The organism is Pseudomonas sp. LBUM1653, from assembly GCF_059716115.1.
Map to the genome: position 1 here is coordinate 381,654 of NZ_CP166803.1, position 19,314 is coordinate 400,967.

21 protein-coding genes and 1 pseudogene are annotated in these 19,314 nt (G+C 60.6%); 5 read left to right on the forward strand and 17 right to left on the reverse strand.

From position 1 onward, the window contains the following. Window positions 1-57 precede the first annotated feature (57 nt). Window positions 58-1,017, forward strand: a complete 960-nt coding sequence (locus tag ACA054_RS01765; protein ID WP_497687919.1) for an amino acid ABC transporter permease — start codon at window positions 58-60, stop codon at window positions 1,015-1,017. Further along, complete coding sequence (locus tag ACA054_RS01770) at window positions 1,010-1,744, forward strand: amino acid ABC transporter ATP-binding protein (RefSeq protein WP_128606272.1); 735 nt, start codon at window positions 1,010-1,012, stop codon at window positions 1,742-1,744. The genes ACA054_RS01765 and ACA054_RS01770 overlap by 8 nt, the downstream gene beginning before the upstream one ends. A 137-nt stretch (window positions 1,745-1,881) precedes the next feature. Here ACA054_RS01770 and ACA054_RS01775 read toward each other — a convergent pair whose 3' ends face one another. From ACA054_RS01775 to ubiE, 11 genes and pseudogenes are all read right to left on the reverse strand, one after another. Beyond that, a complete protein-coding gene (locus ACA054_RS01775; protein WP_497690231.1) occupies window positions 1,882-2,745 on the reverse strand; it encodes a methyl-accepting chemotaxis protein in 864 nt (287 codons plus the stop codon). Continuing rightward, a pseudogene (locus tag ACA054_RS01780) lies at window positions 2,737-3,798 on the reverse strand (methyl-accepting chemotaxis protein); the annotation flags it as partial. The pseudogene ACA054_RS01780 and the gene ACA054_RS01775, both read right to left, overlap by 9 nt. A 193-nt stretch (window positions 3,799-3,991) precedes the next feature. After that, window positions 3,992-4,699, reverse strand: coding sequence for a 16S rRNA (uracil(1498)-N(3))-methyltransferase (locus ACA054_RS01785; RefSeq protein WP_497687920.1), 708 nt, complete (start codon window positions 4,697-4,699; stop codon window positions 3,992-3,994). Next, a complete protein-coding gene (gene tatC, locus ACA054_RS01790; RefSeq protein WP_497687921.1) occupies window positions 4,696-5,490 on the reverse strand; it encodes a twin-arginine translocase subunit TatC in 795 nt (264 codons plus the stop codon). The genes ACA054_RS01785 and tatC overlap by 4 nt, the downstream gene beginning before the upstream one ends. Further along, window positions 5,487-5,912, reverse strand: coding sequence for a Sec-independent protein translocase protein TatB (gene tatB / locus ACA054_RS01795; protein WP_497687922.1), 426 nt, complete (start codon window positions 5,910-5,912; stop codon window positions 5,487-5,489). The genes tatC and tatB overlap by 4 nt, the downstream gene beginning before the upstream one ends. A 10-nt stretch (window positions 5,913-5,922) precedes the next feature. Continuing rightward, window positions 5,923-6,195, reverse strand: coding sequence for a twin-arginine translocase TatA/TatE family subunit (locus ACA054_RS01800; RefSeq protein WP_497687923.1), 273 nt, complete (start codon window positions 6,193-6,195; stop codon window positions 5,923-5,925). A 25-nt stretch (window positions 6,196-6,220) separates the two neighbouring features. Continuing rightward, window positions 6,221-6,553 carry a phosphoribosyl-ATP diphosphatase gene (locus ACA054_RS01805; RefSeq protein WP_007899279.1) on the reverse strand — a complete coding sequence of 111 codons (333 nt, stop codon included), beginning with the start codon at window positions 6,551-6,553 and terminating at the stop codon, window positions 6,221-6,223. Continuing rightward, window positions 6,546-6,947: a phosphoribosyl-AMP cyclohydrolase gene (hisI, locus tag ACA054_RS01810; RefSeq protein WP_046816940.1), complete on the reverse strand. Its 402-nt coding sequence runs from the start codon at window positions 6,945-6,947 to the stop codon at window positions 6,546-6,548. Before hisI ends, ACA054_RS01805 begins: the two co-directional genes overlap by 8 nt. Window positions 6,948-7,027: 80 nt before the next feature. Beyond that, window positions 7,028-8,632, reverse strand: a complete 1,605-nt coding sequence (ubiB, locus tag ACA054_RS01815; protein ID WP_497687924.1) for a ubiquinone biosynthesis regulatory protein kinase UbiB — start codon at window positions 8,630-8,632, stop codon at window positions 7,028-7,030. Beyond that, entirely contained in the window at window positions 8,629-9,252 is a 624-nt protein-coding gene (locus ACA054_RS01820; protein WP_497687925.1) for a ubiquinone biosynthesis accessory factor UbiJ, read from the reverse strand. The genes ubiB and ACA054_RS01820 overlap by 4 nt, the downstream gene beginning before the upstream one ends. Next, window positions 9,252-10,022 (reverse strand): bifunctional demethylmenaquinone methyltransferase/2-methoxy-6-polyprenyl-1,4-benzoquinol methylase UbiE, encoded by a 771-nt coding sequence (gene ubiE / locus ACA054_RS01825; protein ID WP_497687926.1) that lies wholly within the window; start codon window positions 10,020-10,022, stop codon window positions 9,252-9,254. Before ubiE ends, ACA054_RS01820 begins: the two co-directional genes overlap by 1 nt. 155 nt (window positions 10,023-10,177) lie before the next feature. Between ubiE and ACA054_RS01830 the strand changes: the two genes are divergently transcribed. The 3 genes from ACA054_RS01830 to ACA054_RS01840 all read left to right on the forward strand — a co-directional run bounded on the left by ACA054_RS01830 (window position 10,178) and on the right by ACA054_RS01840 (window position 11,931). Continuing rightward, window positions 10,178-10,453, forward strand: a complete 276-nt coding sequence (locus tag ACA054_RS01830; RefSeq protein WP_497687927.1) for a polyhydroxyalkanoic acid system family protein — start codon at window positions 10,178-10,180, stop codon at window positions 10,451-10,453. 229 nt (window positions 10,454-10,682) lie between these two features. Then, a complete protein-coding gene (locus ACA054_RS01835; RefSeq protein WP_497687928.1) occupies window positions 10,683-11,105 on the forward strand; it encodes a phasin family protein in 423 nt (140 codons plus the stop codon). A 10-nt stretch (window positions 11,106-11,115) separates the two neighbouring features. Then, a complete protein-coding gene (locus ACA054_RS01840; protein ID WP_497687929.1) occupies window positions 11,116-11,931 on the forward strand; it encodes a phasin family protein in 816 nt (271 codons plus the stop codon). A 91-nt stretch (window positions 11,932-12,022) separates the two neighbouring features. Here the strand turns inward: ACA054_RS01840 and ACA054_RS01845 are convergent, their stop codons facing one another. The 6 genes from ACA054_RS01845 to hslU form a co-directional block, all read right to left on the reverse strand. Continuing rightward, on the reverse strand, window positions 12,023-12,640 hold the full coding sequence (locus tag ACA054_RS01845) for a TetR/AcrR family transcriptional regulator (protein ID WP_497687930.1): 618 nt from the start codon (window positions 12,638-12,640) through the stop codon (window positions 12,023-12,025). 57 nt (window positions 12,641-12,697) lie between these two features. Beyond that, entirely contained in the window at window positions 12,698-14,380 is a 1,683-nt protein-coding gene (gene phaC, locus ACA054_RS01850) for a class II poly(R)-hydroxyalkanoic acid synthase (protein ID WP_497687931.1), read from the reverse strand. A 127-nt stretch (window positions 14,381-14,507) separates the two neighbouring features. Further along, window positions 14,508-15,362, reverse strand: a complete 855-nt coding sequence (gene phaZ / locus ACA054_RS01855) for a poly(3-hydroxyalkanoate) depolymerase (protein ID WP_497687932.1) — start codon at window positions 15,360-15,362, stop codon at window positions 14,508-14,510. A gap of 141 nt (window positions 15,363-15,503) precedes the next feature. Next, the gene (phaC, locus tag ACA054_RS01860; RefSeq protein ID WP_497687933.1) at window positions 15,504-17,183 is read right to left on the reverse strand and encodes a class II poly(R)-hydroxyalkanoic acid synthase; all 1,680 of its coding nucleotides are present in this window, start codon (window positions 17,181-17,183) and stop codon (window positions 15,504-15,506) included. 257 nt (window positions 17,184-17,440) lie between these two features. After that, entirely contained in the window at window positions 17,441-17,812 is a 372-nt protein-coding gene (locus ACA054_RS01865) for a gamma-butyrobetaine hydroxylase family protein (RefSeq protein ID WP_497687934.1), read from the reverse strand. 143 nt (window positions 17,813-17,955) lie between these two features. Continuing rightward, entirely contained in the window at window positions 17,956-19,293 is a 1,338-nt protein-coding gene (hslU, locus tag ACA054_RS01870; RefSeq protein ID WP_497687935.1) for an ATP-dependent protease ATPase subunit HslU, read from the reverse strand. Window positions 19,294-19,314 lie beyond the last annotated feature (21 nt).

Here is a 19,314-nt window from a genome sequence, read left to right on the forward strand (position 1 = left end):
AGCCTGCTCGCGAAGAGGGCCTCCTTCGCGACATAGAATTCGGAATTTGCAGAGCAAATGAAACAGAAAAAAGCCCAATGGCCCTGGCACGTCCTGACCGTGCTGGTGCTGATCGGCCTGGCCGGCGCGTTGTATTACGCCACCTCGCTGATGTCCTACGAATGGCGCTGGAACCGCGTACCGCAGTACTTTGCCTACCACGCCGAAGAGTCCCAGCGCGCCGCCGACATCTCTACCGTCAGCGAACTGGTGCGCAAGGGCGACAAGGCTGAAGTCACCCTGCGCAATGACGCAGGCGACGAGCAACACCTGACCGTCGATGACAACAGCCTGCAAGTCGCCCAAGGCGATGACGTGGCCGAAGGCGATGTGATTGGTGTCACCCGTCATTGGGCCGCCGGGCCGCTGCTGTGGGGGCTGTGGACCACGCTGTGGCTGTCGCTGGTGTCAGGCGTGCTCGGCTTGCTGATCGGCCTGGCCACCGGCCTGTGCCGCCTGTCGAACAATCCGACCCTGCGTGATCTGTCGACGATATACGTCGAACTGGTGCGCGGCACACCACTGCTGGTGCAGATCTTCATTTTCTACTTCTTCATCGGCACCGTGATGAACCTGTCCCGGGAATTCGCCGGGATCGCCGCGCTGTCGCTGTTCACCGGCGCCTACGTCGCGGAGATCATCCGTTCCGGCGTGCAGTCGATTGCCCGTGGCCAGAACGAAGCCGCCCGCTCCCTCGGCTTGAGCGCGGGTCAGTCGATGCGCCACGTGGTGCTGCCGCAAGCGTTCAAACGCGTACTGCCGCCGCTCGCCGGGCAGTTCATCAGCCTGGTCAAGGACACATCGCTGGTGTCGGTGATCGCGATTACCGAGCTGCTGAAAAGCGGTCGCGAAGTCATCACCACCTCGTTCTCCCCGTTCGAAATCCTGTTCTGCGTTGCCGGTCTGTACCTGTTGATCAACCTGCCGCTGTCGAAAATCGCCAGTCGGCTTGAGCGGAGGCTCGCGCAAAGTGATTGAAGTCCGCGATCTGGTAAAAGTCTTCGACACCCGTGGCCAGGTGGTGCGCGCGGTGGATAACGTCAGCACGACGGTCGCCAAGGGCGAAGTGCTGGTAGTGATCGGCCCGTCCGGTTCCGGCAAATCGACCTTCCTGCGCTGCCTCAATGGCCTGGAAGAATTCGACTCGGGCTCGGTGAGCATCGATGGCCTGCAACTGGCCGACCCGAAAACCGACGTGAACGCCTATCGCCGTGAAGTCGGCATGGTGTTCCAGCACTTCAACCTGTTCCCGCACATGACCGTGCTGGAAAACCTCTGCCTCGCCCAGAAAGTCGTGCGCAAGCGCGGCAAGAAAGAGCGCGAGGCCAAGGCTATGGCGCTGCTGGAAAAGGTCGGGATCGCGCAGAAGGCCAACGAATTTCCGTCGCGCCTGTCCGGCGGCCAGCAACAGCGCGTGGCGATTGCTCGGGCGCTGGCGATGGAGCCGAAGGTCATGCTCTTCGATGAGCCGACATCGGCACTGGACCCGGAAATGGTCGGTGAAGTGCTGGATGTGATGAAAAACCTGGCCGTGGAAGGCATGACCATGGTCTGCGTTACCCACGAAATGGGTTTTGCCCGGGAGGTGGCGGACCGGGTGTTGTTTTTCGATCACGGGAAATTGCTGGAAGATGCCTCGCCGGCGGAGTTCTTCGATTCGCCGAAGGATCCGCGGGCGCAGGCATTTTTGCGGCAGGTTCTGTAACTCCAGCGCTTGCTGAATCGCCTTCGCGAGCAGGCTCGCTCCCACATTAGATCTGTGCACGGCAGAACCCTGTGGGAGCGAGCCTGCTCGCGAAGGCATCACCTCGGTCCCATGTGAACCGAGGCAAATGAATCACCTCAAACCCTGAACTTGCCCACCAGCATCTGCAAATGCGTCCCCAACCGCGCCAGCTCAATGCTGGACGCCGCCGTCTCTTCACTCGCTGCGGACGTCTGATCCGACACATCGCGCACGTTCAGCACGCTGCGGTTGATCTCTTCGGCCACGGCGCTCTGCTGTTCTGCAGCGGCGGCAATCTGCTGGTTCATCGCCTGGATCGCCGAAACCGTGCGGGTGATGTTCTCCAGTGAGCCGCCGGCGCGACGGGTCAGTTCCACGCTGCTGTCGGTCAGGGCGCGACTGTTGTCCATGATATTCGCCACTTGCTGCGTGCCGTTTTGCAGGCCGACGATCAGTTCTTCGATCTCTTCGGTGGACTTCTGGGTGCGTTGCGCCAGGCTGCGAACTTCATCAGCGACCACGGCAAAACCGCGCCCAGCCTCGCCGGCACGAGCCGCTTCGATGGCCGCGTTGAGCGCCAGCAGGTTGGTTTGCTGGGCGACGGACTTGATCACGTCGAGTACGCTGCCGATCTTGTCGCTTTCGCGCTTGAGCTCGCCCATGGCCTCGGTGGAGTGACCCACTTCCTTGGCCAGGCGCTCGATCTGCGCGATGGCTTCGCCCACTACCTTGTCACCTTCGCGGGCCTGTTGGTCGGCGGCGACGGCGGCCTCGGAAGCTTCCTCGGCGTTGCGCGCGACTTCCTGGACCGTGGCGGTCATTTCATTCATGGCGGTGGCCACCTGGTCGGTCTCGACCTTCTGGCTGGTGACCCCGGCGCTGGTTTGCTCGGTGACGGCGGACAGTTCCTCGGCGGCGCTGGCAATTTGCGTAACGCCATCGCTGATGCCGCCGATCAGTTCACGCAGGCCCTGGGTCATGCTCTGGATGGCTCGCTGCAGCTGGCCAAGTTCGTCCTGGCGCTGGGAAAGCAGGTTGTGGGTCAGGTCGCCGGCAGCGATGCGCTCGGCCGCCTTGAGGGTCTGGTTCAGCGGAATCACGATCTGCCGGGTGATGGCCCAGGCGGCAAACAGGCCAAAGACCAGGGCCAGGACGGTGGCCAGCAACAGCATGTTCTTGGCGTGCGCTACGTCGGTATCGCGCACCAGGGTTTGCGAGACGGTGAGCTTCTTGCTGACCTCGAGCAGGATTTCACCCTGGGTGGCCATGCGTTTGAATGCATCAGCGCTGGCGGACTGGGAATCGCGGTACTGGCTGACCGCGGCGCGGTAGGCCTGGAGCGAGTCGGTCGCCTGCTGCAGGTTTCCGATGTGTTGTTCCGGTAGCTTCGACGGCAGGCTTTGCAGATATTTCAGAGCGTTGTCGATGGCGTCCAGTGCCGGCTGCTCGGCCTCGGCTTTACCGCTGTAGGTGTAGCCACGCACCTGGAAGCGCGCCTGCTGGATCAGCTTGCTCAGGTCGATCACGCTGTTGAACTGCGCCACGCTGTCGCCTTGCAGCATGGATTGTTCGACTTCGGCGACTTTGGCCACTGCATTGTCGGCGGTGGCGCCCAGTTTGCTGCGGGCGTCTTCGCGGCTGGCGCTGACCTGGGTCATGGCGGCGAAGGCTTGCTTGTATTGGCTGACGGCGGCCAATTGCTGGTCGATCATGGCCACGTCGGCGGGTTGCTCGATCATCTGGCGAGCAGCTTGCAGGCTGGTGTCGAGCTTGCCCAACAAATCACTGACGGCGCCAGGACCTTGTTCGCCGCGACGCATTTCGTAGTCCAGGCGGGCGATGCGCAGATCTTTGGTCATCCCGTTGATGTCGGAAATGAACCCCAGCGTGTCACCGCGACGGGTGACGTCGCTCAGGCCGGTCCAGCCAGTGAAGGTGATCAGCATCGTCAGCAGCAGCACAAGACCGAAGCCGACGCCCAGCTTGCGGTTTACGCTTACGTTTCCCAGTTTATCGGCCAGCCATTGGTACATGCTGCAACTCTCCCGGAGCACACATTGGTTTCATGGGAGGTGTATCGGCAGGCGGGGGAAATCCTGTAGGAGCCGAGCTTGCTCGCGATGGACGGTAACGATGACGAGGGCTGTCTGGGTGACTGCGGCGTCTTCACGTTTTTCGCGAGCAATCGAGCGTCGACCGGCTGCTCCTACAGGGATCGCGACAGGATCAGAAGATGCGTGCCAGCAGCGCGGTAACGGCGGTTTCAACGCGCAGGATGCGCTCTCCCAGCTGCACCGGTTGTAAGCCGGATTTGCCCAGCAAGTCGATCTCGTACGGGATCCAGCCACCTTCCGGGCCGATGGCCAGGGTCACAGGCTCGGTCAGGGCGCGGGGGCAGGGCGGGTATTGGCCCGGATGGCCAACCAGGCCGAGGGTGCCCTCGGTGATGGCAGGCAGGCGATCTTCGACGAACGGCTTGAAGCGTTTTTCGATCACGACTTGCGGCAGCACGCTGTCCCTGGCCTGTTCGAGGCCAAGGATCAGTTGCTCGCGAATGGCTTCGGGCTCCAGGAACGGGGTCTGCCAGAAGCTCTTCTCGACGCGATAGCTGTTCACCAGCACGACCCGTGGCACACCCATGGCCGCGAGGGTCTGGAACACCCTGCGCAGCATCTTGGGCCGTGGCAGGGCCAGGACCAGGGTCAACGGCAGCTTGGCGGGTGGAGGCTGGTCTAGGGTGACGCGCAGTTCCGCCTCGTTGGCGTCCAGGCGCAGGACCTCGGCCGAGCCCATCAGGCCGCCGATGCGGCCAACACGCATGCTGTCACCGACTTCACAGCGGTGGACTTCCTGCATGTGGGTCAACCGCCGATCACGCAGGACAACCCGGTCGGCCGCAATGAAGTCGGCCTCTTCAAGGAGCAGCAGGTTCACGGTTGGGTCGCTGGCGGCTGGTCGTTGTGATCGTCGGCAGGCTGATCGTCCGGATGTTCACCACGCTTGCTGATCAGGCCGCCAAACAGGATGCCGATCTCGAACAGCAGCCACATCGGTACCGCCAACAGGGTCTGCGAGAAAATGTCCGGCGGGGTCAGGATCATGCCGACCACGAAGCAGCCAATGATCACGTACGGGCGGATTTTCTTCAGGTATTTGACGTCGACCACGCCGATCCACACCAGCAGCACCACGGCCACCGGGATTTCGAACGCCACGCCGAAGGCGAAGAACAGCGTCATGACGAAATCGAGGTAGCTGGTGATGTCGGTCATCATTTCTACACCGGCCGGAGTGGCGGCGGCGAAGAATTTGAAGATCAACGGGAACACCAGGAAATAGGCGAACGCCATGCCGGCGTAGAACAGCACGATGCTCGAGCACAGCAAGGGGACGGCGATGCGCTTCTCGTGCTTGTACAGGCCCGGTGCGATGAAGCCCCAGATCTGGTGCAGGATCACCGGGATCGCCAGGAACAGCGAAACCATCATGGTCAGCTTCAGTGGCGTCAGGAACGGCGACGACACATCAGTGGCAATCATCGTCGCGCCGGCTGGCAGGTATGCACGCAGCGGTGTCGAGACGAAGGTGTAGATCTGCTGGGTAAAGGCGAACAGCCCGGCAAAGATGATGAAGATCGCCGCTACGCAGCGCAGCAGGCGGGTACGCAACTCGGTGAGGTGCGAAACCAGCGGCATGTGCTGGTCGTTTTCAGGAAGATCGCTCATGGGGCTCGCGGCGGCAGTGTTGGGTCGTGAGGGGCCGGCGCAACGGGCGCAGCCGCAGGTGCAACGGGGTCGACCGGCGTCGCTGCGACAGGCGCAGCTTCGACAGGTGCAGATTCAACGACAGGCGCATCAATCGTCTGCGTCGCCACAGGCTCGACTGGCGTCGGCTGCTGCTGGGTCGGCGAGAAGATCTTGCGGGCCTCCTGCTCAAGCGACAGGATGTGCTCGTTGTGCAGTTGCCGACGGATCTCGTCGGCACCGATTTCACGTTCAACTTCCTGTTTGATTGCATTGAAGCTGCGCTTGAGGCGCCCGACCCACAGGCCGGCGGTGCGCGCAGCGCCCGGCAGGCGCTCGGGGCCCAGCACCAGCAGGGCGACGAGGCCGACGAGCAGCAGTTCAGAGAAGCTGATACCAAACATTAGTCAGTGCTCACGAGTCTTTGCGGATCGGCTCTTCGACTTTCTGCGCCTGCACGTCGATGGTGTGCGGCTGGTTCACAGTCGCCTGCGGCTGAACCGGTGGAACCGGTTGGGCCGGAGTCACCGTCGGATCGGCCGGTTTTTCGTCATCGTTCATGGCCTTGCGAAAGCCCTTGATCGACTCGCCGACGTCGGTGCCGAGGTTTTTCAGTTTCTTGGTGCCGAATACCAGTACCACGACAACCAGAATGACGACCCAGTGTTTCCAGTCAAAAATGCCCATGCTGCTGCTCCTCTCTAATAGTTATTCAGGCGGACGGGCGCGAGGCTTTCTCGGCGTGTCCGGACAGACCGAAGCGACGGTCCAGTTCATCGAGTACAGCCTGGGGATGCTGCCCCAATTGGGCAAGCATGACCATGCTATGGAACCACAAATCGGCGGTTTCGTAGATCACATCGCTGCAGTCGCCGCTGATGGCGGCGTCCTTGGCGGCAATGATGGTCTCGACCGACTCTTCTCCGACTTTTTCCAGGATCTTGTTCAAGCCCTTGTGGTACAGGCTGGCGACGTACGAGCTGTCGGCGGCGGCGCCTTTGCGCTCTTCCAGCACTTGGGCCAGACGGGTCAAAGTGTCACTCATGTTTATGTCCTGCGGAATAGATGGCGTGCGGATCTTTCAGGACCGGGTCGACAGTCGTCCAGTCGCCGTTTTCGAAAACGCGGTAGAAGCAGCTCTGGCGGCCGGTATGACAGGCAATGTCGCCGATCTGCTCGACCATCAGGATGATCACGTCGGCGTCGCAGTCCAGGCGCATCTCATGCAGGGTCTGCACGTGGCCGGACTCTTCGCCCTTGCGCCACAGCTTGCCACGCGAGCGCGACCAGTAGATGGCGCGGTTCTCGGCAGCCGTCAGTTCCAATGCTTCGCGGTTCATCCAGGCCATCATCAGGACGCGCCCGGTCTTGTGGTCTTGGGCAATCGCCGGCACCAGGCCGTCGGCATCCCATTTGATCTCGTCCAGCCAGTTTTTCATCTTCGACTCCGACAGCGAGCCCGACACTTCATTAGTCAGGCTCAACGTTGAAACAGTGTGCCAGTGCGCAGCACAACTGGCTATCGGCGAACGACCAGATACAAACCGACCGCCATCATGATGCCCGCCGGCCAGTAGGCCAGATCGTTCAACGGCCCGCCTGCGGCGAGGAGCGCGCCACCGGCCAGATGGGCCGTACCGAGCAGACGCAGGAACCAGTCGTCGCGGCGACGGTGCCACGGGGGTGGCGGATCGTTGGCATGGGGCTGGGACATGCGTTCGAGCAGGTCGCGGGCCATGTTGGCCAGGTGCGGGATCTGTTCGAACTGGCTCTGCACGTTGCCAAACAAGGCTTTGGGGCTGACACGCTCACGCATCCAGCGTTCGAGGAACGGTTGCGCGGTGTTCCACAAGTCGAGGTCCGGGTACAGCTGACGGCCCAGGCCTTCGATGTTCAACAGGGTTTTCTGCAACAGGACAAGCTGCGGCTGCACTTCCATGTTGAAGCGACGGGCCGTCTGGAACAGGCGCATCAGCACCTGACCGAAGGAAATATCTTTTAACGGTTTTTCGAAGATCGGTTCGCAGACAGTCCGGATCGCCGCTTCGAATTCGTTGAGCTTGGTTTCCGCCGGTACCCAGCCCGAATCGATGTGCAGCTGTGCCACACGCCGGTAATCACGCTTGAAGAACGCGAACAGGTTGCGCGCCAGGTAATCCTGGTCTTCCGGGGTCAGGCTGCCGACGATGCCGCAGTCGATCGCAATGTACTGCGGGGTCCACGGGTTGACGGTGCTGACAAAGATGTTGCCGGGGTGCATGTCGGCATGGAAGAAGCTGTCGCGAAACACCTGGGTGAAGAAGATCTCCACGCCGCGTTCAGCGAGCATTTTCATGTCGGTGCGCTGATCGGCCAGGGCCGCGAGGTCAGTGACCTGGATGCCGTAGATGCGCTCCATCACCAGCACTTTCGGCCGGCACCAGTCCCAATAGACTTGTGGCACGTACAGCAGCGGCGAGCCGTCGAAGTTGCGCTTCAACTGGCTGGCGTTGGCCGCTTCGCGCAGCAGGTCGAGTTCGTCGTAGATTGTTTTTTCGTAGTCCTGAACCACGTCCACCGGGTGCAGCAGGCGCGCATCGGCCGAGAGTTTTTCGGCGGCGCGGGCGAGGATGAACAGCCACGCCAGATCTTGTGCGATCACCGGCTTGAGCCCCGGCCTGATCACCTTGACCACGACTTCCTCGCCGGTTTTCAGCTGCGCGGCGTGCACCTGGGCCACCGACGCTGAGGCCAGCGGTTCGACGTCGAAGCGGCTGAACACTTCGCTGATTTTCTTGCCAAGCTGCTCTTCGATCAGCTTGACCGACACTTGCGAGTCGAACGGCGGCACACGGTCCTGCAACATCATCAGCTCATCGGCGATGTCTTCCGGCAGCAGGTCGCGGCGGGTGGACAGGATCTGCCCGAACTTGATGAAAATCGGCCCCAGGTCCTGCAACGCCAGGCGCAATCGTGCGCCACGGCTGAGGTCCAGGGTCTTGCGCGGAAACCAGCGCCACGGCAAGGCGTAACGCAGCACCAGGAGAAACCAAGGCAGGGGCAGGGCGAACAGCAGGTCATCGAGGCGGTAGCGGATCACGACGCGCTGGATGCGCAACAAACGGCGGACGGCAAGCAGCTTCATGCGTTATCGCTTGGGTCGAGGGATCGGGAAAGGCGCTCGAAACGCGCCTCGAGACGTTCCAGATCGACTTTGATCTGGTCCAGTTCACTGAATCGGGCTTCAGCTTCGCGCTGACCGACGAGGGTGCGTGATTCTTCGGCCAGGTATTCGCCCAGGTTCTGGCCGAGGCTGGCGAACCCTTGCTGATACCAGCGGGCGCGGCTGCGCAGGTGACCGCCGACCAGTTGCGTGGCGACAGGGCCGAGCCAGCGCGAGAGTTCGTACTCCCAGTCCAGTTCCAGGTCCTGGAGGATCGCGGCCAGTTCCAGCAGCACGCCGCTGTCACCATCGAGCTCGACTTCCGGAGCGTGCAGCACTGCAGTCTTGTCCTTGCTCATCGCCAGTTTCAGCAGGCTTGAAGCCGGAGCACGCAAGGTGCAGTCGGCACCAGTTTCCCACTGGGAAGCGAGCATCAGGCCTTCATCGCTGGGCAGGATGAACACCTGCAACGCCGGGCTGCGGCAATCGACGGCAATCACCTTGCCGCTCAAATGCGCCAGTCGCGGCAGCGCCGTGCTGTCGAGACGCAGCACCCGGTTCAGGCCGAGTTCAACGCTGGCGAGCAGGCCGGCGAGCAGCATCAGGGCTTGATGCCACGGTGCAGGGCGACGATGCCTGCGGTCATGTTGTGATAGGTCACGCGGTCGAAGCCGGCCTCGACCATCATCGACTTCAGAGTTTCCTGGTTCGGGTGCATGCGGATCGATTCAGCCAGGTAGCGGTAGCTTTCCGAGTCGTTGGTGATCAGCTTGCCCATCAGCGGCATGAAGGCGAACGAGTAGGCGTCGTAGGCTTTGGACATCAGCGCGTTGGTCGGTTTGGAGAACTCCAGCACCAGCAGGCGGCCGCCAGGCTTGAGCACGCGCAGCATGGAGCGCAGGGCATCTTCCTTGTGCGTGACGTTGCGCAGGCCGAAGGCGATGGTCACGCAGTCGAAATGGTTGTCCGGGAACGGTAGTTTTTCCGCGTCGGCCTGGACGAATTCGACGTTGCCGGCCACACCCAGGTCCAGCAGACGGTCCCGACCGACCTTGAGCATGGACTCGTTGATATCGGCCAGCACCACCTGGCCGGTCGGGCCAACGAGGTGCGAGAACTTGCGGGTCAGGTCACCCGTGCCGCCGGCGATGTCCAACACCCGGTTGCCTGTGCGCACGCCCGACAATTCGATTGCGAAACGCTTCCACAGACGGTGCATGCCGCCCGACAGGAGGTCGTTCATCAGGTCGTACTTGGCGGCCACCGAGTGGAAAACCTCGGCGACTTTTTCCGCTTTCTGGCTTTCCGGAACGTTTTTGAAGCCGAAGTGAGTGGTGGGTTCGGCGTCTTTGCCTTTGCGCTGATCAGTCATATCGCTGTCACCAAAAGAGAATGCGCGACATTCTAATCCCCAAGGCATGCTTTGTCTTGGCAAGGCTGAAGGTAAGATGGGCAACCATCGGGACGTTTTGACGCAGCAGAGGTCAAGATGCCTCGGGAAAGCATCCATAAAGCAGGAGTCATTTGATGGCCCATATCAGTGTTGAACGTGCCCATGGCCTGGGTAAGGAAGCGGCTCGCGAGAAGGCCGACAAGCTGGCGCAGAAACTCTCCGATCAGTATGGCCTGGAGCCGCAGTGGTCCGGCGATACCTTGAACCTCAAGCGTTCGGGTGTGAAAGGTGCGGTGCATGTCAGTGACGACTCGATCAAGGTCGAAGTGGAATTGGGCCTGATGATGTCGGCCATGAGCAGCATGATCAAATCGGAAATCGAAAAAGCGTTGGACAAGGCGCTGGCATAAGACGCGCGATCTTGTAGGAGCAAGCTTGCTCGCGATGGCATCTACGCGGTGTAACTGGAATACCGAGGCGCCTGCATCGCGAGCAAGCTTGCTCCTACAGTGCGTGGTGAGGCCGCGACCTGTACATGTCAGTTGTTAGGGTGCCGTTTCTAATTTTTCTCCCTACTTTGTGCCTGAGCCCGACACTTTCGCGGGCAGTTCCTCAAACCTTCTGCGCGTGAGGTGCACCATGGCCAAAGTTATTTTGAAGAAAAAAATCGACGCATCGACGACCGCTCTGCATGACGTCAAATCGTATGCCCGCAGGATCTGGCTGGCAGGCCTGGGTGCCTACGCCAAGGTCGGCCAAGAAGGTAGCGAGTACTTTCAAGAGTTGATCAAGGCTGGCCAAGCAGTTGAAACCAAAGGCAAAAAAGTAGTTGCCGAGAAGCTTGAAGCGGCCAATGCCGAGATCGATGAAGCCAAGAGTGAAGTGAGCACTTTCAAAGGCAAGGTCGAAGTTCAGCTCGACAAAGTCGAGAGAGCGTTCGACACGCGTGTCGCAAGTACCTTGAATCGTATCGGCATTCCGTCTAAACATGACGTTGAGACACTCTCTGCCAAGCTCGATGAGCTGACGGCACTGCTCGAACGCGTCGCGCGTAAATCTTAAGGAGAACGGGATGGCTGGTAAAAAGAACACCGAAAAAGAAAGCAGCTCGTGGATCGGAAAAGTCGAAGACTACTCCCGCAAAATCTGGCTAGCTGGTTTAGGCGTGTACTCGAAGATCGACACTGACGGCAGCAAACTCTTCGACTCACTGGTCAAGGACGGCGAGAAAGCCGAGAAGCTCACCAAGAGCGCTGTTGGCAAAACTGTCGACGCCGCCAAGGACTCCGCTTCGTCGGCCAAATCGCGCATCAGCGGCGTGAAAGATCGTGCACTGGGCAAGTGGGATGAGCTGGAAGGTGCTTTCGATAAGCGCCTGAACAGCGCCATTTCGCGTCTGGGCGTACCGAGCCGCAATGAGGTCAAGGCACTGCACAGCAAGGTCGAGACCCTGACCAAGCAAATCGAAAAACTCACCGGTGCCAAGGTTGCGCCTGTTGCGGCGAAAACTGCGGCAGCCAAGCCGGCCGCCAAAACCGCGGCAGCCAAGCCGGCCGCCAAAACCGCAGCCAAACCATTGGCCAAACCTGCTGCTAAAGCGGCCGTCAAACCGGCTGCTAAAACCGCCGCCAAGCCTGCAGCGAAAACCGCCGCCGCTAAACCGGCAGCCAAGCCAGCGGCAAAACCTGCTGCTGCGAAGAAACCAGCAGTGAAAAAACCGGCCGCTGCAAAAGCTGCCGCGCCCAAACCAGCAGTGGCTGCCGCCAAACCGGCGACCCCGGTAACTTCGGCACCTGCGGCAAGCACCTCGAACTCCGCTGCCGCACCGACCCCTGCTGTAACCCCGACTGCCGCGCCAGCTCCATCGACGCCAACCAGTCAGTCCTGATATTTCAGGGCTCTAAAAAAATGCCCGGCCTGCCAAGGTCGGGCGTTTTTGTTTGAGGCTTGAAAAGATCGCAGCCTGCGATCTTTTGATCTTAATGCTCTTCCAGGTACTGCAGCGCCATTTGCTCGGTCGCCGCTTTGAGCGGCGGCAACAAGTGCGGCGCCACCAGCATCATGATTTGGTAAACCACCAATCGCACCTCGCCTTCACGGCCGAGAATCCGCTGATAGTCCAGTGAGAACAGCAGCGTCATGGTGATCTGCTCCACCAATTGTCCCAGCGCCTGGGTGTCGCTGACCAGTTGCCCCAGGGCCTTCAATCGGGCCAGCAGCGACGCCAGTGTGCGCTTGAGCGCATTGAGCAGGTTGCGAATACCCTTGGCCAGTTTCGGCAGGCGTCCAGCCAGGTTCGACAGGTCCTGGAACAGAAAGCGATAGTGGGACAGGCGTTCGACGATCAGGTGCAGGAACAGCCAGTAATCCTCGGGAGCCAGCTCGACGTCGGCCGGTGGATCGAGCAACGGGGCCAGTTCGGCCTGGAAGCGTTCGAACAGGCCGAGAATCAGCGGCTCCTTGCCGTGGAAGTGGTAGTACAGATTGCCCGGGCTGATGCCCATTTCGTTGGCAACTTCCATGGTGGAAACATTCGGTTCGCCCTTCTCATTGAACAGCTGCAGGGCACATTCGAGGATCCGTTCGCGGGTTTTCATCCAGTCTTCTTATGATCGGGTCATGCCACGGCCAGTAGAGGCCGTGGTCGTTGAACATCAGCGCACTCGCACGTAAGTCCCGGGCGCCGCCTCCATCGGTGGATAATTCTGATTGCCGAGGGCCATGAGCGTTTCTTTTTGCGCGCCCGAGCGTTCCTGAATCCAGCTCAGCCACTGCGTCCACCAGCTACCTTCGACGGACTTGGCGTCGTAGTACCAGGCCCTGGGGTCGCTGCTCAGTTTTGCCCCTTCGACGTAGTTGGCTTTCGGATTGTTCGGCGGGTTGAGAATGCTCTGTATATGACCGCTGTTGGAGAGGACGAAGCGGCGCTCGCCACCGAGCAGCAGGGTCGAGCGATACACCGCGTCCCACGGCGTGATGTGGTCGTTGATACCGGCCACGCTGAAGCTGTCGACGGTGACCTTCTGCAAATCGATCGGGGTGCCGCACACTTCCAGGCCACCGGGATGGCTCAGCGGGTTGTGCTTGAAGAAGTCCAGCAAGTCGCCATGCAGAGCGGCCGGCAGGCGTGTGTTGTCGTTGTTCCAGTAGAGAATGTCGAACGCCGGCGGCTCCTTGCCCATCAGGTAGTTGTTGACGAAGTAGCTCCAGATCAAATCGTTGGGGCGCATCCAGGCGAAGACCTTGGCCATGTCGCGGCCGTCCAGTACACCTTTCTGGTAGGAGCGGCGCTTGGCGGCTTCCAGGGTCTGTTCGTCGGCGAAAAGCGTGGCCGGGCTGTCCAGTTGACTGTCGAGCAGGCTCACCAGGTACGTCGCGCTGGAAACGCGGCGCAGCTGTCGCTTGGCTTGCAGGTGACCCTGCAAGGCGGCAATGGTCAGCCCGCCGGCGCAGGCGCCCATCAGGTTGACTTCGCGCGCGCCGGTGATCGCCCGGCAGACATTCATGGCTTCTTCCACCGCTTCAACGTAAGTCGACAGGCCCCATTCGCGGTGACGCACATCTGGATTGCGCCAGCTGATGACGAAGGTTTGCAGGCCGTTCTTGAGCGCGAACTGAACGAAGCTGTTGTGGGGGCTGAGGTCGAAAATGTAGTACTTGTTGATCTGTGGCGGCACCACCAGCAGCGGTTTGGAATACTGCTTTTCGCTCATCGGCTTGTACTGGATCAGCTCCAGCAGTTCGTTGCGAAACACCACGGCGCCGGTGGTGGTGGCGACGGTCTTGCCGACCTCGAATGCGTGCTTGGTGACTTGCCGGGGCAGCCCGTCGTTGTGCAGGAGGTCATCGACCAGATGGCCGATCCCGCGCACCAGGCTGTTGCCGCCGGAGTTGAAGATTTCCTTGATCGCCAGCGGATTGAGCAGGCTGTTGGACGGCGACACGGCATCGTTGAGCAGGGCGAACGCGAAGTGCGCGCGGGCGCGGTCATCCGGGTTCATGTTGCTGTCGTCGATCCAGCTTTTGACCTGCTTCTGCCAGCTCAGGTAGGCCTGCAGGCTGCGACGATAAAAGGGGTTGAGGCTCCACGCCGGGTCGTCGAAACGACGGTCCTGCGGGTTGGTGGGGTGCAGAGTGTCGCCCAGCAACACGCGACCCAGTTGACCACCCAGTTTCAAGGCGTGTCGCGCGGTGTGCAGGGGGTTGCGCAGGCCATGGGCGGCAACACTGCGCAAAGTCGACACCAGATCCCGACCGCGCAGGCCGGTAATCGCACTTTGTGCGTTGATGAACGCGGCGGGAGTGGGTAGTGACTCCCTCGCTGGTTTATCGCGCATGACTCAACACTCCTTCGTCTTCAGGCCAAATACAAAACACCGAACCAGAACACCATAGACGCTGTAACGGGTTGTTGCGCGGTGCGATGTCCGCCGCCCCCTCTTTCCTATACAAAAAATGCGCCGATCAGCCGCCCAGAGGCGCCGGATGCGGGTGCATGACCGCACGCAGGCGCTCCTCCTCAAGGAACTTCATGATGATCGGCGCAACCGCTTCGGCCCGGGTGATCAGGAATAGATGCCCGTCATCGATGATGTGCAACTGGGCGTTGGGAATCCGCCAGGCCAGCAAACGCATGTTGACCAGCGGGATCAAGGGATCGTCGTCGCCGGCCAGGACCAGGGTCGGCTGATTGATCTTGTGCAGCCAGTGAATGCTGGTCCAGCCGAAGCCGGCGAACAGCTGCCAGTAGTAACCGAGCTTGCCCGCCGAACGGACCTTTGCCGCATGGCTCGCGGCCAGCGTCGGGTCGCGCCGGAACGCGCCGCCGTAGATCATCGGCGCAATGCGGATCACATGGGAGGGCTGGATGTAGCGCCGTGGGCTGGCCATCATCCACAAGACTTTCGGCTTGCCCGGCACCATCACCGCGCCCGCTGCCGTCGCGGCCAGCACAAGCTTCTTGCAACGCTCTGGATAGTCAAAGGCGAACTGTTGCGCAAGGGCGCCACCCCAGGACACGCCGATCACATTGACTTGCCCGTAATCGAGGTAGTCGAGCATGCGTGCCGTGAGTTTAGCCAGGCTTGGAAAGCGATATGGAAGCTTCGGCGTCGACGAGCCGCCGACACCGGGCACGTCGAAGGCGATGACTTCCAGGTCCGGGTCCAGCGCTGCGACGAATGGAAACACCAGCTCCAGGTTGGCGCCGATGCCGTTGAAAATCAGCAAGGGCGTCAAGTGAGGCTTGCCGGGGCGCACCGCCGTGCGGAGGGTCTGGCCATCCAGGTCGACGGTGCGGAATATGAACGGTTGCGGCATGCTTCTGGCCCTGTGGGTGGATCGTGGTTCCTGACACACATTCTGTAGGAGCCGGCTTGCTGGCGATGCGATCACTGCGGTTTGCCAGTCTCACCGTGATGATGCAATCGCCAGCAAGCCGGCTCCTACAGGTCTGCGGGTCTAGCGCTCGTGCACGTAAGTACCTGGCGCTGCTTCACCCGCTGGATAGGCTTTGTTGCCCAGTTTTGCCGGGGACTTTTTCAGCTCGCCCGAGCGTTGGGCCTGCCAGGCCTGCCAGTGCAGCCACCAGGAATCGGTGTGCTTGGTGGCGTTCGCTTGCCATTCATCGGCACTGCTCGCCGGTTCGGTGCTGGTCATGTAGCGGGATTTCGGATTGCCCGGCGGGTTCAGGATGCTCTGGATGTGCCCGCTGCTCGACAGCACGAATTCAACGTTGCCGCCGAACAGTTGCGACGACTTGTAGCAGGACTTCCACGGGGTGATGTGGTCGTTGGTGCCGGCCAGGGAAAAGATGTCGGCCGTCACTTGCTTGAGGTCGATGGCGGTGCCGCACACTTCCAGTGCATTCGGGCGAATCAGTGGGTTGTTTTTGAACAGTTCGATCAGGTCGCCGTGGAACGCTGCGGGCAAGCGAGTGGTGTCGTTGTTCCAGAACAGGATGTCGAATACCGGCGGTTCGTTGCCCAGCAGGTAATTGTTGACCCAGTAGTTCCAGATCAGATCGTTGGGGCGCATCCAGGCGAAGACTTTCGCCATGTCGCGGCCTTCCAGTACGCCGGCCTGGTACGAGTGGCGCTTGGCGGCTTCAAGGGTCTGCTCATTGACGAACAGGGCGACGTCGCTGTCGAGGGTGGTATCGAGCACGCTCACCAGCAAGGTCAGGGCGTTGACCTTGTTCTCCCCGATCGCCGCGTAATGGCCCAGCAGCGCGGTGCAGGTGATGCCGCCGGAGCAGGCCCCGAGCATGTTCACATCTTTGCTGCCGGTGATAGCGGTGACGACATCAACCGCTTCCTTGAGGGCTTCGATATAGGTCGACAGGCCCCACTCGCGCTGTTCCTTGGTCGGGTTGCGCCAGCTGACGATGAAGGTCTGCATGTTGTTGCGCAGGCAGAACCGCGCCAGGCTCTTGTCCGGGCTCAGGTCGAAAACGTAGAACTTGTTGATCTGCGGCGGCACCACCAGCAATGGACGCTCGTGTACCTGCTCGGTGATCGGCTTGTACTGGATCAGTTCCAGTACATCGTTGCGAAACACCACCGCGCCTTCGGTCACGCCCAGGCTCTTGCCGACCTCGAACGCACCCATGTTGACCTGGCTCGGCATGCCGCCGTTGTGTACCAGATCCTTGGCCAGGTGCGAGAGACCGTCGAGCAGGCTCTTGCCGCCGGTTTCGAAAAAGCGTTTGACTGCCGCCGGGTTGGCCGCGGTGTTGGTCGGTGCCATGGCTTCGGTCATGAGGTTGATCACGAAGTGCCCACGCGCCACATCGCTGGGGCTGAGGGTACTGTCGTCGATCCAGGCGTGGAGTTCCTTGCGCCACGCCAGGTAGGTTTGCAAATAACGTTTATAGAGCGGGTTCTGACTCCAGGCCGGATCGGCGAAGCGACGGTCATCGCTGGTCGGTTGCAGCCCGGATTTACCAAACAGCACGTTCTTGAGCTCAAGACCAAAATGCGCGACATGTTTGACGCTGTGCACTGGTTGCCGGATGGCCTGCCTAAGCACCATTCGAGCAGAAGCCAGTAGATCCTTTCCACGCAGCCCAACGACAGGATTGAGCCCCAAGGTGTTCTCCGAGGCTTGATACTTCAACTCATCGTTACTCTTGTCACTCATCTACGACGCTCCATTGCCCTGAGACGAGTACCTTGGTCCTGCTGTGTAGTCACGCAGCAACTGCCAGGTACTACTGCTCGGGTGATCTTTAATTCTGCATCACTGCTTTTTAGTTCAGAGAGCACTGCAGGGAACTTGCCAGTCCATTGGTTACCCGAGTTTAATTTTTTTCGCAAGCGGGCCAAGCGTCGACCCTGAAGCCGAGCATTCAAACAGATGGAATTAGAAAATGCCCTCTAAAGAGCAAGAGGCTCAGGCTAGAGCATCAGCTTGACCACCGATTCGTTCGGGTCGCGGGTTTTTCCTGCGGCTTTGAGCTCGGCAAGATAATCGTCCCAGAGTGCGTCATGACGTCGCCCCAGTTCGTAGAGGTATTCCCAGGTGAACAGGCCGCTGTCGTGGCCATCGTCGAAGGTCAATTTCAGTGCGTACTGACCGGCCGGTTCTACCTTGCTCAGTCCTACGTTGATCTTGCCAAATTGCAGGATGGGTTTGCCGTGGCCCTGGACCTCGGCGGAAGGAGAGTGCACGCGCAGGAACTCGGCGGGCAGGGTGTATTCCTCACCGGACGCGTATTTGAGCGACAGGGTTTTCGAGGCTTTGTGCAGCTTGATGTCGGTGGGGATCATGACCGGGTATCCGTCTTGTGCGGAACCTTGTGGGAGCGAGCCTGCTCGCGAAGGCGTCATAACATTCAACATAACCTTTGAATGTCAGACCGCTTTCGCGAGCAGGCTCGCTCCCACAGTTCCACTACATCTGTAAGAGTTGCTTACAGGATATAACGGGACAGGTCTTCGTTCTGCGCCAATTCGCCCAGGTGGCTGTTGACGTAGTCGGCGTCGATCTGGATCACCTTGTCGTCATGGACACTGGCCAGGTCGCCGGCACTGAAAGACACTTCTTCGAGCAGGCGTTCAAGCAAGGTGTGCAGGCGACGGGCACCGATGTTTTCGGTTTTCTCGTTAACCTGCCAGGCGATCTCGGCAATGCGCTTGATTCCGCTCGGCAGGAATTCGATACCCAGGCCTTCGGTTTTTAATAGCGCGCAGTATTGCTCGGTGAGCGAGGCGTGGGGCTCGCTGAGGATGCGCTCGAAATCTTCCGGGCTCAGGGCCTTGAGTTCGACACGGATCGGCAGTCGACCTTGCAGCTCGGGCACCAGGTCGCTTGGCTTGCTCAGGTGGAAGGCACCGGAGGCGATGAACAGGATGTGGTCGGTCTTGACCATGCCCAGCTTGGTGTTGACGGTGCAGCCTTCGATCAGCGGCAGCAAGTCGCGCTGCACGCCTTCGCGGGACACATCGACGCCGCCGGAGTTGCCGCGTTTGGCGACCTTGTCGATTTCGTCGATGAACACGATGCCATGCTGTTCGACCGCTTCCAGGGCCTTGGCCTTCAACTCTTCATCGTTGACCAGGCGACCGGCTTCTTCATCACGCACCAGTTTCAGCGCTTCCTTGACCTTGAGCTTGCGGCTCTTGCGTTTGCCCTTGCCCATGTTGGCGAACAGGCTCTGCAGCTGATTGGTCATTTCTTCCATGCCCGGTGGCGCGGAGATGTCGACGCCGGCCATTTCAGCGACTTCGATCTCGATCTCCTTGTCATCCAGCTGGCCTTCGCGCAGGCGTTTGCGGAACAGCTGGCGGGTGTTGGAATCTGCGGTCGGGGCGTCGTCGCTGCTGAAGCCCATGCGTGCCGGTGGCAGCAGGGCGTCTAGAATGCGCTCTTCGGCGGCATCTTCGGCGCGGTGACGGACTTTGGTGATTTCCTGTTCGCGCAGCAACTTGATCGCGGCATCGGCCAGGTCACGAATGATCGATTCGACGTCACGGCCGACATAGCCGACTTCGGTGAACTTGGTGGCTTCGACCTTGATGAAGGGCGCGTTGGCCAGTTTCGCCAGGCGACGGGCGATCTCGGTTTTACCGACACCGGTCGGGCCGATCATCAGGATATTCTTGGGTGTTACTTCAACGCGCAGCTCTTCAGGCAGTTGCATGCGGCGCCAGCGATTGCGCAGGGCAATGGCGACGGCGCGCTTGGCATCGTCCTGGCCGATGATATGGCGATTGAGTTCGTGGACGATTTCACGGGGAGTCATGGACATAATATTTAAAGGACCTCAAGC

Coding starts and splice junctions, on each gene's coding strand:
- ACA054_RS01845 (WP_497687930.1), bottom strand. CDS start 12,640: ATGAAAACCCGCGAACGGATCCTCGAATGTGCCCTGCAGCTGTTCAAT.
- ACA054_RS01765 (WP_497687919.1), top strand. CDS start 58: ATGAAACAGAAAAAAGCCCAATGGCCCTGGCACGTCCTGACCGTGCTG.
- hslU (WP_497687935.1), bottom strand. CDS start 19,293: ATGTCCATGACTCCCCGTGAAATCGTCCACGAACTCAATCGCCATATC.
- phaZ (WP_497687932.1), bottom strand. CDS start 15,362: ATGCCGCAACCGTTCATATTCCGCACCGTCGACCTGGATGGCCAGACC.
- tatC (WP_497687921.1), bottom strand. CDS start 5,490: ATGAGCGATCTTCCTGAAAACGACCAGCACATGCCGCTGGTTTCGCAC.
- ACA054_RS01800 (WP_497687923.1), bottom strand. CDS start 6,195: ATGGGCATTTTTGACTGGAAACACTGGGTCGTCATTCTGGTTGTCGTG.
- ACA054_RS01820 (WP_497687925.1), bottom strand. CDS start 9,252: ATGCTGCTCGCCGGCCTGCTCGCCAGCGTTGAACTCGGCCTGAACCGG.
- phaC (WP_497687931.1), bottom strand. CDS start 14,380: ATGCGCGATAAACCAGCGAGGGAGTCACTACCCACTCCCGCCGCGTTC.
- ACA054_RS01775 (WP_497690231.1), bottom strand. CDS start 2,745: ATGACCCAGGGCCTGCGTGAACTGATCGGCGGCATCAGCGATGGCGTT.
- hisI (WP_046816940.1), bottom strand. CDS start 6,947: ATGAAAAACTGGCTGGACGAGATCAAATGGGATGCCGACGGCCTGGTG.
- ACA054_RS01865 (WP_497687934.1), bottom strand. CDS start 17,812: ATGATCCCCACCGACATCAAGCTGCACAAAGCCTCGAAAACCCTGTCG.
- phaC (WP_497687933.1), bottom strand. CDS start 17,183: ATGAGTGACAAGAGTAACGATGAGTTGAAGTATCAAGCCTCGGAGAAC.
- ACA054_RS01830 (WP_497687927.1), top strand. CDS start 10,178: ATGGCCCATATCAGTGTTGAACGTGCCCATGGCCTGGGTAAGGAAGCG.
- ACA054_RS01805 (WP_007899279.1), bottom strand. CDS start 6,553: ATGAGTGACACTTTGACCCGTCTGGCCCAAGTGCTGGAAGAGCGCAAA.
- ACA054_RS01835 (WP_497687928.1), top strand. CDS start 10,683: ATGGCCAAAGTTATTTTGAAGAAAAAAATCGACGCATCGACGACCGCT.
- tatB (WP_497687922.1), bottom strand. CDS start 5,912: ATGTTTGGTATCAGCTTCTCTGAACTGCTGCTCGTCGGCCTCGTCGCC.
- ACA054_RS01840 (WP_497687929.1), top strand. CDS start 11,116: ATGGCTGGTAAAAAGAACACCGAAAAAGAAAGCAGCTCGTGGATCGGA.
- ubiB (WP_497687924.1), bottom strand. CDS start 8,632: ATGAAGCTGCTTGCCGTCCGCCGTTTGTTGCGCATCCAGCGCGTCGTG.
- ubiE (WP_497687926.1), bottom strand. CDS start 10,022: ATGACTGATCAGCGCAAAGGCAAAGACGCCGAACCCACCACTCACTTC.